Raw genomic sequence first — 12,387 nt, forward strand, 5'->3', positions numbered from 1 at the left:
TTACTGCCAGCCATACCGGCGGCTGTAGAATCCTTTCACCATCTGCGTCAGCGTCATGTATCCGGCCAGGATCGCAATCAGCCACGGGAAGTAAGAGAGCGGCAATGCCTGCAGTTGCAGATAGCTTGCCAACGGCGAGAACGGCAGCGCGATACCCACCAGAATCACCATCAGCGTCATCATGATCAGCGGCCAGGCGGCGCGGCTTTGAATAAAGGGCACGCGGCGAGTACGGATCATATGCACAATCAACGTCTGTGACAGCAGCCCTTCCACAAACCAGCCCGACTGGAACAGGGTCTGCGCTTCCGGCACATTCGCCTTAAATACCCACCACATGACGCAGAAGGTCAGAATGTCGAAAATGGAGCTGATCGGGCCGAAGAAGATCATAAAACGACCGAGATCGGCAGGATTCCAGCGCTGCGGTTGACGAATCTGCTCGTCATCAACGTTATCAAACGGAATCGCCACCTGGGATACATCATAAAGCAGGTTCTGAATCAGCAAGTGCAACGGCAACATGGGCAGGAATGGCAGGAAGGCGCTCGCCACCAACACGCTGAACACGTTACCAAAGTTAGAGCTGGCAGTCATTTTGATGTATTTCAGCATGTTAGCGAAGGTTTTACGCCCTTCAATAACCCCCTCTTCCAGCACCATCAGGCTTTTTTCCAGCAGGATGATATCGGCCGCTTCACGGGCAATGTCCACCGCGCCATCCACGGAAATGCCAATGTCTGCCGCGCGCAGCGCCGGCGCGTCGTTGATGCCATCACCCATAAAGCCCACCACGTGCCCTTCACGACGCAGCACGGTCACAATCCGTTCTTTGTGCATCGGCGTCAGACGGGCAAACAACGTGGTACGTTTTGCCAGCACCGCCAGTTCGTCATCACCCAAATGCTCAATCTGGTTGCCCGTCACCACCTCGCCGACATCCAGCCCCACCTCCAGGCAGACTTTCGCCGCCACCAGCTCGCTGTCGCCGGTCAAAATTTTTACCGTCACACCGTTGGCTTTCAGCGCTTTCAACGCTGGTGCCGTGGTCTCTTTCGGCGGATCGAGGAACGCAATGTAGCCTTCCAGAATCAGGTCTGATTCGTCCACACGATGGTAATCGCCGCTGCGTGCCGGGAGATATTTGGTTGCCACCGCCACCACCCGCAGCCCCTGGCGGTTCTGCGTTTCGGTGACGCGCTGAATACGGCGCAGCATGGTTTCATCCAGTGGCACGATATCGCCGTTGTAACGCACCTGGCTGCAGACGTTGAGGATCTCCTGCAACGCCCCTTTGCAAATCAACTGGTGTGCATCCGTGTTTTCGGCGACCACCACCGACATGCGACGACGCTCGAAATCAAACGGGATCTCGTCAATTTTCTGCCAGCGGGTCGAGAGCGTCCGGGCCGCTTCTGCTTCCACCCCTTCCAGCACCGCCGTATCGAGCAGGTTTTTCAACCCGGTCTGGTAGTGGCTGTTCAGCCAGGCACAGTGCAGCACCCGCTCGCTGACTTTACCGGCGATATCCGTGTGGTTTTCCAGCACGATTTTATCCTGCGTTAACGTACCGGTTTTGTCGGTACACAGGATGTCCATAGCGCCAAAGTTTTGAATCGCATCCAGATGCTTGACGATCACTTTCTGTTTTGACAGTTTCACCGCGCCGCGTGCCAGCGTAGAGGTGACGATCATCGGCAGCATTTCCGGCGTCAGCCCCACGGCAACCGAGAGCGAAAACAGCGCCGCTTCCCACCAGTCACCTTTGGTGAAGCCGTTGATCAGCAGCACCACCGGCGTCATCACCATCATAAAGCGGATAAGCAGCATGCTGACGCGGCCAATGCCTTTCTGGAACGCATTCGGCTCGCTCTCTTGTTCACTCACCCGCCCGGCCAGTTGTCCAAACCAGGTGTTGCCGCCCGTGGCGATAACTACCGCCTGCGCCGTGCCGCTCACCACGTTGGTCCCCATAAAACAGAGGGTGTCGCTTTCCAGCGGGTTGGTCTGATCCGCCGCACGGGTTTTTGCCACTTTTTCTACCGGCAGGGATTCACCAGTCAGCGACGCCTGCGCCACGAACAGGTCGCGCGCCTGCACCACACGCAGGTCAGCCGGGATCATATCTCCCGCCGCCAGCTTCACGATGTCCCCCGGTACCAGTTGGTCGAGCGGGATCTCCATCCAACGGGTTTCCCCCTGCTCATTGGCTACACGCAGCACCGTTGCGGTATTGCTCACCATCGCTTTCAATGCATCCGCCGCTTTGGTGGAACGCGCTTCCTGAATAAAGTTCAGGAAGGTCGATATAGCGACCATCAGCGCAATCACCCCGGCGGCAAATAGATCTTCCGACGCGTAGGAGAAAATACCCAGGCAGGTCAGCAGCAGGTTAAACGGGTTGCGATAGCAGGACCACAGATGCGCCCACCAGGGCACCGGGCGCTGACCGGGGATCTGGTTAACGCCGTGTTTTTCCCGCGCGTCCTGCACCTCTTTTTCATTCAGCCCTTCCGGATGGCTGTTGAGCTGTTGCCACAGTTCGGCGAGTTCCATCGTCGACAGCGCCAGGCAACGATCGCTTAGCGAAGCCGGAACCTCGACGTGTTGAATATTAGCGGCGTCAGGCAGCGGGTCACGCTGAACGAGACGGCGAGGTAAGTGGCGGTTAAGCCGGGCCAGGAGTCGGGTGATATTTTTGAACATAGTAGTCATCCTTGCCCCCGCATCACGCGGGTGCCACTACACGTCATCCTTCGCGATGTCGCTTTGTTGGCTCGACATATCACGAAAGATGTTGTGCATTGCCGCAGGCACGGGCCATCCGCGCCAGCAGGCGTTTTCAGTTATGCAGGGACGTTTTGCGTCGCTGCCTTACGTTTCCGGTAAGGCAGCAAAGGCGGGCTTACCGGAAAGAGTGTCTCCGTCGCGGGAGAGGTGCGGGATCAGGGTCCATAAAACCTCCGGTAAGGGTGAAAAGGGGACGATTTCAAGCGTCGTTATTATAACTCCGGTGAATTAAACCGAACGTAAACCAGACTTTACCCATTGTCGTTTGGTTGAGTACTCACCAAACTTTCTTTATTCTGCTATCCGCCCAGAAGAGGAACAGGACAGGACGCATGCAAAACCGGCTGACGATCAAAGACATTGCGCGTTTAAGTGGCGTTGGGAAATCAACGGTGTCTCGCGTGCTGAATAATGAAAGCGGTGTAAGTGAACGTACCCGCGAACGCGTGGAAGCGGTGGTCAATCAACACGGTTTTTCACCTTCCCGTTCCGCACGCGCCATGCGCGGTCAGAGCGATAAAGTGGTGGCCATCATTGTCTCCCGTCTTGATTCTCTTTCGGAAAACCTGGCCGTCCAGACCATGCTCCCAACCTTCTATGAACAGGGTTATGACCCGATCATGATGGAAAGCCAGTTCTCGCCGGATTTGGTCGAAGAACATCTGCATATGCTACGCCGCCGCAATATTGATGGCGTCGTGCTGTTTGGCTTTACCGGCGTCACGGAGAAGCTGTTATCCTCGTGGCGCGCCTCGCTGGTCCTGCTGGCGCGGGATGCCAAAGGGTTCGCCTCCGTCTGCTATGACGACGAAGGGGCCATAAACCTGCTGATGCAGAATCTCTACGATCAGGGCCATCGCCACATTAGTTTTATTGGCGTACCGCACAGCGATATCACCACGGGCAAGCGTCGCCACGAGGCCTATCTGGCGTTTTGCGAGCGCCATCAACTCACCCCCGATTTCATTTTGCCGGGTCTCGCGATGAAACATGGCTACGATAACGTCGCCAGCGTGTTGACGCCCGACACCAGCGCCCTGCTCTGTGCAACGGACACCCTTGCCCTGGGAGCCAGCAAATATTTGCAGGAACAGCGCATTGATAACCTGCAACTGGCGAGCGTGGGGAATACACCGTTGATGAAATTTCTCCACCCGGAGATCGTCACCGTTGATCCCGGCTATGCCGAAGCAGGCCGCCAGGCCGCGGCGCAACTGATCGATCAGGTCAATGGCCGCACCGATCCACGTCAAATTGTGATCCCCGCCCACCTCGCCTGAGTCCCCTCCCGCACGGTTTATTGTGATCTTCGCTTGGTTTCGGGAACGTTCCCATTTTCAGTTATTGAGCCAATGGATATGCTTGCGCACATTCATCAGCAGTCATTATTTCTCTCAGTGGGGCATCACGATGAGCAAAGTCAGACAAGAGGATCTCGCCAGGCTTATTGAACTGGTCGGCGGACGTGAAAACATCGCTACGGTGAGTCATTGCATCACCCGCCTGCGTTTTGTCCTGAACGCACCGGACAAAGCCGCCCCAAAAACCATCGAAACGCTGCCGATGGTCAAAGGCTGCTTTACCAACGCCGGGCAGTTTCAGGTTGTTATTGGTACCGACGTGGGCGACTGGTATCAGGCACTCATCAGTGCCATCGGCCAGGCCTCTGCCGATAAAGAACAGATCAAACGTGCGGCGCGCCAGAACATGAAATGGCACGAACAGTTGATCTCACACTTTGCCGAGATCTTCTTCCCCCTCTTGCCTGCGTTGATCAGCGGCGGTTTGATCCTGGGCTTCCGTAACGTCATTGGCGATCTGCCGATGAGTAACGGCCAGACGCTGGCGCAAATGTACCCCGGCCTCAAAACCGTCTACGACTTCCTGTGGCTGATTGGCGAGGCGATTTTCTTCTATCTGCCGGTGGGCATCTGCTGGTCGGCGGTACGTAAAATGGGCGGCACGCCGATCCTCGGGATCGTGCTGGGCGTGACCCTCGTCTCCCCACAACTGATGAATGCTTACCTGCTCGGCTCCCAGGTGCCGGAAGTCTGGAATTTCGGGCTGTTTAGCATCGCCAAAGTGGGTTATCAGGCACAGGTTATTCCTGCCCTGCTGGCCGGTCTGGCGCTGGGGCTCATTGAAACGCGCCTTAAAAAATGGGTGCCAGATTACCTCTATCTGGTGGTCGTGCCGGTCTGTTCCCTGCTGCTGGCGGTGTTCCTCGCTCATGCCTTTATTGGCCCGTTCGGCCGCATGATCGGCGATGGCGTGGCCTTCGCGGTACGCCACCTGATGACCGGCAGCTTTGCGCCCATTGGCGCGGCGCTGTTTGGCTTCCTCTATGCGCCGCTGGTCATTACCGGTGTGCACCAGACGACGCTGGCTATCGACATGCAGATGATTCAGAGCATGGGCGGCACCCCGGTGTGGCCACTGATTGCGCTCTCTAACATTGCTCAGGCATCAGCGGTAACCGGGATCATTATTGTCAGCCGTAAACAGAACGAACGTGAAATCTCCGTCCCGGCGGCCATTGCGGCTTATCTCGGCGTGACCGAACCGGCAATGTACGGCATCAACCTGAAATACCGCTTCCCGATGCTCTGCGCGATGGTCGGCTCCGGTCTTGCCGGGCTGCTGTGTGGCCTGAACGGCGTGCTGGCAAATGGCATTGGTGTCGGCGGCCTGCCGGGCATCCTCTCCATTCAGCCCTCTTTCTGGCAGGTATTCGCACTGGCGATGGCCGTCGCGATTATCGTGCCGATGGCGCTGACCTCGGTGGTTTACCAGCGTAAGTTCCGCCAGGGCACGCTGCAGATTGTGTAACTTTTTTGGGGCGCGATTGCGCCCCTTCGCTTTTACCAGGAAATCATTATGAATACCCTTCCTCACTGGTGGCAGAACGGTGTTATCTACCAGATCTATCCGAAGAGCTTCCAGGACACGACCGGCAGCGGCACGGGCGATTTACGCGGCGTGATTATGCGCCTCGATTACCTGAAAACCCTCGGCGTAGACGCCATCTGGCTGACACCGTTTTATATCTCACCGCAGGTGGATAACGGCTACGACGTAGCCAATTACACCGCAATCGACCCGCTCTACGGTACGCTGGAAGATTTTGATGAGCTGGTCGCTCAGGCCAAAGCGCGCGGCATTCGCCTGGTGCTGGATATGGTGTTTAACCACACCTCCACGCAGCACGCCTGGTTTCGTGAGTCTCAGGATCCCGCCAGCCCGTACCGCAGTTTTTATATCTGGCGCGATGGCACACCGGATGAACTTCCCAATAACTGGCGCTCGAAGTTTGGCGGCAACGCCTGGCGCTGGCACGCGGCAAGCGAGCAGTACTATCTGCATCTCTTTGCGCCGGAGCAGGCGGATCTGAACTGGGAAAACCCGGCGGTGCGCACGGAGCTTAAAAAGGTCTGCGAATTCTGGGCCGATCGCGGTGTCGACGGTTTACGCCTGGATGTGGTCAATCTGATCTCCAAAGATCAGGATTTCCCGGACGATCATGACGGTGATGGCCGTCGTTTTTATACGGACGGGCCGCGTGCCCATGAATTCTTGCAGGAGATGAGCCGGGATGTTTTCCAGCCGCGTAACCTGATGACGGTAGGCGAAATGTCATCGACCTCGCTGGAACATTGCCAGCAATATGCCGCGCTGGATGGACGCGAACTGTCGATGACCTTCAACTTCCACCATCTGAAAGTGGATTATCCCGGCGGTAAAAAGTGGGAGCTGGCGCGACCGGATTTCGTGGCGTTGAAATCGCTATTCAACCACTGGCAGCAGGGCATGCATAAAGTGGCGTGGAATGCGTTGTTCTGGTGTAACCACGACCAGCCGCGCATTGTGTCGCGCTTTGGTGATGAAGGCGAACTGCGCGTGCCATCCGCCAAAATGCTGGCGATGGTGCTGCACGGTATGCAAGGGACGCCCTATATCTACCAGGGCGAAGAGATTGGGATGACCAATCCGCATTTTACGCGAATCACCGATTATCGGGACGTGGAAAGCCACAATATGTTTGCCGAATTACGGGCCAGCGGACGCGATGCCGATGAGCTGTTGGCGATTCTGGCCAGTAAATCCCGCGATAACAGCCGCACGCCAATGCAATGGTCGGGCGAGAAGCATGCCGGGTTCACAACCGGTGAACCCTGGATTGGCCTGTGTGAAAACCGCGACGAAGTTAACGCGCAGGCGGCGATGAACGATCCGGATTCAGTGTTTTATACCTATCTGCGTCTGATCGCCTTGCGTAAAGAGCAGCCGATCCTGACCTGGGGCGATTATGAGGATTTGCTGCCCGCGCACCCATGGTTGTGGTGTTATCGCCGTCAGTGGCTGGGGCAGACGCTGGTGGTGGCGGCAAACCTGAGCCGTGAATGCCAGCAGTGGCAACCTAAAGAGATGCCAGGGCAGTGGCAGCCGATCATGAGCAATTACGCCGAAATTTCCCCGGCGCCCGGTGAGATGACACTGCGTCCGTTTGAAGCGGTATGGTGGCTGCAATCCGACGACTGACCTGGCCCCGGATGCGGCGCAGGCGCCTTATCCGGGCAACGACCGGTTTTCTCCCTCTCCCCGGCCCTCTCCCTGAGGGAGAGGGGGAAAAGAAATTCGTAGCCCTGGCAAGCATAGCGACACCGGGGAGTGCGTTATATCCGCGTGTCCTATTACCTTACTGTTTTTGTTGAATAATTAATCAGATTTTTCTTGGTAGAATTTACAAAGCCGCCAGTGCCCGCCGTTTGTACTCTCCCTTTTTTACTTTGTTCTGAATCAAAAAAATCGCAAACTTGTTTGATGCAAATCACTATATATAGAACTTAGAATGCACGCCGACCCAACATATTGTATTAATCGTCTATTATTCCAACAAAGCAACGGCATCGACGCTGGCCGGAATTGTGGATAACAAGGGTCAGGATTCGGGGAACTCACTGTCGCAACAACACTTACCTCCAGTGAATAATTCCTCACCTCTGTGGATAACCTGTTTTTAATATGGAGTGATCATGACACCGCATGTGATGAAACGAGACGGCAAGAAAGTGCCGTTCAAATCAGAGCGCATCAAAGAAGCCATTCTGCGTGCAGCTAAAGCAGCGGGAGTCGATGACGCGGACTATTGCGCCACCGTCGCAGAAATTGTCAGTCAGCAGATGCAAAACCGTTCACAGGTCGACATCAACGAAATCCAGACCGCTGTCGAAAACCAGCTCATGTCCGGTTCCCACAAGCAGCTCGCGCGTGCCTATATTGAATATCGCCACGATCGTGATATCGCGCGTGAAAAACGGGGCCGCCTGAACCAGGAAATTCGCGGGCTGGTGGAACAGACCAACTCCGCACTGCTGAACGAAAACGCAAACAAAGACAGTAAAGTCATTCCGACCCAGCGCGACCTGCTGGCCGGTATCGTTGCCAAACACTATGCCCGTCAGCACCTGTTGCCGCGCGATGTGGTACTGGCGCATGAGCGTGGTGAAATCCATTACCACGATCTCGACTATTCGCCGTTCTTCCCGATGTTCAACTGCATGCTGATCGACCTGAAAGGCATGCTGACCCACGGCTTTAAAATGGGCAACGCGGAAATTGAGCCGCCGAAATCCATCTCTACCGCAACCGCAGTGACCGCGCAAATTATCGCGCAGGTCGCCAGCCACATTTACGGCGGTACCACCATCAACCGTATCGACGAAGTGCTGGCGCCGTTTGTCACCGCAAGCTTTGCCAAACACCGTAAAGTCGCCGACGAATGGCAAATTCCGGATGCCGACGGCTACGCACACAGCCGCACGGAAAAAGAGTGTTACGACGCCTTCCAGTCACTGGAATATGAAGTTAATACGCTGCACACCGCCAACGGCCAGACCCCGTTCGTCACCTTCGGCTTTGGTCTTGGCACCAGTTGGGAATCGCGTCTGATTCAGCAGTCGATTCTGCGTAACCGCATCGCGGGGCTTGGTAAAAACCGTAAAACCGCCGTGTTCCCGAAACTGGTGTTCGCCATTAAAGATGGCCTGAACCATAAGTTTGATGACCCGAATTACGACATCAAACAACTGGCGCTGGAGTGCGCAAGCAAACGCATGTACCCGGATATCCTCAACTACGATCAGGTCGTGAAAGTGACCGGCTCGTTTAAAACCCCAATGGGCTGCCGCAGCTTCCTCGGCGTGTACGAAGAGAACGGCGAACAGATCCACGACGGGCGTAACAACCTGGGCGTCATCAGCCTGAACCTGCCGCGCATCGCGCTGGAAGCCAAAGGCAACGAAGCCGCGTTCTGGAAACTGCTGGATGAACGTCTGGTGCTGGCGCGTAAGGCGCTGATGACCCGTATCGCCCGTCTGGAAGGGGTGAAAGCGCGTGTGGCACCGATCCTCTATATGGAAGGGGCCTGCGGCGTGCGTCTGAAAGCGGACGACGACGTCTCTGAAATTTTCAAAAACGGCCGTGCGTCTATCTCGCTTGGCTTTATCGGCATCCACGAAACCATTAACGCGCTGTTCGGCAAAGAGCATATGTTCGACAGTGAAACGCTGCGTGCCAAAGGCGTTGCGATTGTAGAGCGTCTGCGCCAGGCGGTGGATCAATGGAAAGAAGAGACCGGCTACGGTTTTAGCCTCTACAGCACCCCGAGTGAAAACCTGTGTGACCGTTTCTGCCGTCTGGATACCGCTGAGTTTGGTGTGGTGGATGGGGTGACGGATAAAGGTTATTACACCAACAGCTTCCATCTCGATGTCGAGAAGAAGGTAAACCCGTACGACAAGATTGATTTCGAAGCGCCATATCCACCGCTCGCCAGCGGGGGGTTCATTTGCTACGGCGAGTACCCGAATATTCAGCACAACCTGCGTGCGCTGGAAGATGTCTGGGATTACAGCTATCAGCATGTGCCCTATTACGGGACCAATACGCCGATTGATGAGTGCTACGAGTGTGGTTTTACCGGCGAGTTCGAGTGTACCAGCAAAGGCTTCACCTGCCCGAAATGCGGCAACCACGATGCAGCACGAGTATCGGTGACCCGCCGCGTGTGCGGTTATCTGGGTAGTCCGGACGCCCGTCCGTTTAACGCCGGGAAGCAGGAAGAAGTGAAGCGCCGGGTTAAGCATCTGGGGAATGGGCAGATAGGTTAAGTTTTTTACCAACCTCTCCCCCTCACCCTAACCCTCTCCCTCAAGGGAGAGGGGACCGATCGAAAACAACTTTAATTACTGTAGCTTACCTGATCCGCGCTTTTCGCAAAGCAATTGGCGTCAGGACAAGGCGGCAAACGAGCGAATCCCGGGGAGCTTACATAAGTAAGTGACCCGGGTGAGTGAGAGCAGCCAACGCAGTAATGGCGTCAATTGAGAAGCGAAAATGAGGTTTCATCAATACTACCCTGTCGACATCGTCAACGGTCCCGGCACGCGCTGCACTCTGTTTGTCTCCGGGTGCGTACACGAATGTCCCGGCTGCTACAACAAAAGCACCTGGCGGTTAAACTCCGGCAAGCCGTTTACCAAAGAGATGGAAGACCAGATCATTGACGATCTCAACGACACCCGCGTCAAGCGCCAGGGGATCTCGTTGTCCGGCGGCGATCCGCTCCATCCGCAGAATGTCCCGGATATCCTCAAGCTGGTGCAGCGCATCCGCACCGAATGTCCGGACAAAGATATCTGGGTCTGGACGGGGTATAAGTTAAACGAGCTGAACGACGCGCAAATGGCCGTTGTCGATTTAATTAACGTATTGATCGACGGGAAGTTTGTGCAGGATTTAAAAGACCCGGCGCTTATCTGGCGGGGCAGCAGCAACCAGGTGGTGCATCACCTGCGATAGTAAAACCCCGGCACAGGTGCCAGGGTTATCAGTAACCCGGATCGGGCGCTTGCGCCGCCATCCGGGTTTTCCCCGGCGGCGCGATGCTGCCGGGGCGACGAAAACACGTGATACATCCAGCCTGGGCGGATTATTTCGCCACGATAAAGCGTTTGGCGTCATCCATATAGGCTTTGTCGCCTGCAGGCGCAATAATCGAACCAAAGTTCATGTGCGCACGCAGTTTCCAGCTCGCCGGGATATTCCAGGTACGCTGAACATCCGCATCCACCAGCGGGTTATAGTGCTGGAGGTTGGCGCCAATGCCTTTCTCAGCCAGTGCCAGCCATACCGCATATTGTGCGATACCTGAACTATGCTCTGACCAAATCGGGAAGTTGTCGGCGTAGGCGGCAAACTGCTCCTGCAGCCCGGTCACGACGTCCTGATCTTCAAAGAACAGCACGGAACCTGCGGCAGCGGCAAAACCATCGAGTTTATCGGAGGTGGCGTGGAAGCTCTCTGCCGGAACAATTTTTCTCAATTGCTCACGGACCAGCTCCCAGAATTTATTGTGCTCATTACCCAGCAGGATCAGCGCGCGAGAACTCTGCGAGTTGAACGCAGATGGCGCTTGCTTGATGGCGTCCTGAATCGTCTGAACAACATCATCTTCCGGCAACGGCAGGTCTTTGCCCAGTGCATAAATGGTTCTGCGTTGTTTCGCTAAGGCAAGGTAGTTCTCTGGCATAACGCCTCCTGAAAGCGTGGTGAATTCCAACGGAGTTGGGGTGTGCGTGACAGGCTGCTCCCGGGAAAGTAATGCGTTCAAAATTCGCTGAAACGAGTTCATGGTTCGCTGCTTCCTGTCGGTCCCTTAAAAGAGAGCAAACACCCCGCAGGCTGTTTGCTCTGACTGTGAAAAGAGTAGCCCTGCCAGCCAGTTAGGGAAAGCAGAACTATTTGTATCTATCATTCAAAAAAAGTGAAAGAACTCTTAGTGTGATTATTTACTAAACATATTTTTATTACTGCCGATAATGACGTAGTCTCGTTCTTTCCCGCGTAGATTCATCATCCAACGAGGCAAAAGGCTCCTTGCGTCAGGTCCTGGATTGCATTTTTCGGAGATGACAATGAACGGTATTGATAAAGTTACCGCCGTAAGCGCAGGCACACTTGGTGATCCTCATTTATCAAATAATGAAAGTACGTTTGGTCTGCGAAATAAACCTAAATCAGCAGATGCTAATTCTGACACTAATAGCTCTGGCAGCGATGATAGCAGTACCAAACTTTCGCTATCGTCCAAAACAGCGGAGGAAATTAAGAAACAACATCAATTAAAACAGGAAGAAATAAAAAAGACTGACTACACCCTGGAGATGACGGGCATCCCGCTATTTCATGGTCGGCTGGTCTCGGTGGTGAAATATCCTGACGGGAGTGAAGAGATGGTTGATGCCCTCTCTGGCGTCAAATTAACGGCGCAAGACCTGCAGCAACAGTTTAGTCGTTCTACAGAAAACGTTCAGGAATCGTTAAATATAGAGATGGCAAACATTGCAGGGACTCCGGGAGAGACTATTAAATCTCACGCCGGTAACGCAGAATAAATATTAAAAAATATAATCAATCTTGCTTGCGGAATAGTAAATCATTTACTACGCACACAGATATATAAAATAAGAAAACCTTATTTCCGCCAAGGAAAAATAAGCGCAAGCTTTAAATAGAATATTCGTTTTACTCTTTCGG

9 protein-coding genes are annotated in these 12,387 nt (G+C 54.8%); 6 read left to right on the plus strand and 3 right to left on the minus strand.

What is annotated here, in order from left to right; genetic code table 11:
- Together mgtA and mgtL are read right to left on the minus strand one after the other, a co-directional pair.
- Complete coding sequence (gene mgtA / locus C5523_RS24405) at window positions 1–2,706, minus strand: magnesium-translocating P-type ATPase (protein WP_108702149.1); 2,706 nt, start codon at window positions 2,704–2,706, stop codon at window positions 1–3.
- A gap of 199 nt (window positions 2,707–2,905) precedes the next feature.
- On the minus strand, window positions 2,906–2,956 hold the full coding sequence (gene mgtL / locus C5523_RS28045) for a mgtA regulatory leader peptide MgtL (RefSeq protein WP_222557130.1): 51 nt from the start codon (window positions 2,954–2,956) through the stop codon (window positions 2,906–2,908).
- Between the two features lie 166 nt (window positions 2,957–3,122).
- Here mgtL and treR point away from each other — a divergent pair, with 166 nt between their 5' ends.
- The 5 genes from treR to nrdG all read left to right on the plus strand — a co-directional run bounded on the left by treR (window position 3,123) and on the right by nrdG (window position 10,650).
- The gene (gene treR / locus C5523_RS24410) at window positions 3,123–4,070 is read left to right on the plus strand and encodes a trehalose operon repressor TreR (protein ID WP_108702150.1); all 948 of its coding nucleotides are present in this window, start codon (window positions 3,123–3,125) and stop codon (window positions 4,068–4,070) included.
- Between the two features lie 130 nt (window positions 4,071–4,200).
- A complete protein-coding gene (gene treB / locus C5523_RS24415) occupies window positions 4,201–5,619 on the plus strand; it encodes a PTS trehalose transporter subunit IIBC (protein WP_108702151.1) in 1,419 nt (472 codons plus the stop codon).
- A gap of 48 nt (window positions 5,620–5,667) precedes the next feature.
- Window positions 5,668–7,329: an alpha,alpha-phosphotrehalase gene (gene treC / locus C5523_RS24420; protein WP_108702152.1), complete on the plus strand. Its 1,662-nt coding sequence runs from the start codon at window positions 5,668–5,670 to the stop codon at window positions 7,327–7,329.
- 494 nt (window positions 7,330–7,823) lie between these two features.
- On the plus strand, window positions 7,824–9,959 hold the full coding sequence (gene nrdD, locus C5523_RS24425) for an anaerobic ribonucleoside-triphosphate reductase (RefSeq protein ID WP_071193505.1): 2,136 nt from the start codon (window positions 7,824–7,826) through the stop codon (window positions 9,957–9,959).
- A gap of 226 nt (window positions 9,960–10,185) precedes the next feature.
- Window positions 10,186–10,650 (plus strand): anaerobic ribonucleoside-triphosphate reductase-activating protein, encoded by a 465-nt coding sequence (gene nrdG, locus C5523_RS24430; RefSeq protein WP_079497718.1) that lies wholly within the window; start codon window positions 10,186–10,188, stop codon window positions 10,648–10,650.
- Window positions 10,651–10,780: 130 nt separating this feature from the next.
- Here the strand turns inward: nrdG and C5523_RS24435 are convergent, their stop codons facing one another.
- Window positions 10,781–11,380, minus strand: coding sequence for a nitroreductase family protein (locus C5523_RS24435; RefSeq protein ID WP_039077739.1), 600 nt, complete (start codon window positions 11,378–11,380; stop codon window positions 10,781–10,783).
- 385 nt (window positions 11,381–11,765) lie between these two features.
- On the opposite strand from C5523_RS24435, the gene C5523_RS24440 reads away from it, so the two are divergent.
- Complete coding sequence (locus tag C5523_RS24440) at window positions 11,766–12,245, plus strand: hypothetical protein (protein WP_079497717.1); 480 nt, start codon at window positions 11,766–11,768, stop codon at window positions 12,243–12,245.
- Window positions 12,246–12,387: the final 142 nt, after the last annotated feature.

It is taken from the genome of Phytobacter sp. SCO41 (genome assembly GCF_003073275.1).
GTDB lineage: Bacteria > Pseudomonadota > Gammaproteobacteria > Enterobacterales > Enterobacteriaceae > Phytobacter > Phytobacter diazotrophicus.

Coding starts and splice junctions, on each gene's coding strand:
- mgtA (WP_108702149.1), bottom strand. CDS start 2,706: ATGTTCAAAAATATCACCCGACTCCTGGCCCGGCTTAACCGCCACTTA.
- treR (WP_108702150.1), top strand. CDS start 3,123: ATGCAAAACCGGCTGACGATCAAAGACATTGCGCGTTTAAGTGGCGTT.
- treB (WP_108702151.1), top strand. CDS start 4,201: ATGAGCAAAGTCAGACAAGAGGATCTCGCCAGGCTTATTGAACTGGTC.
- treC (WP_108702152.1), top strand. CDS start 5,668: ATGAATACCCTTCCTCACTGGTGGCAGAACGGTGTTATCTACCAGATC.
- nrdD (WP_071193505.1), top strand. CDS start 7,824: ATGACACCGCATGTGATGAAACGAGACGGCAAGAAAGTGCCGTTCAAA.
- nrdG (WP_079497718.1), top strand. CDS start 10,186: ATGAGGTTTCATCAATACTACCCTGTCGACATCGTCAACGGTCCCGGC.
- C5523_RS24435 (WP_039077739.1), bottom strand. CDS start 11,380: ATGCCAGAGAACTACCTTGCCTTAGCGAAACAACGCAGAACCATTTAT.
- C5523_RS24440 (WP_079497717.1), top strand. CDS start 11,766: ATGAACGGTATTGATAAAGTTACCGCCGTAAGCGCAGGCACACTTGGT.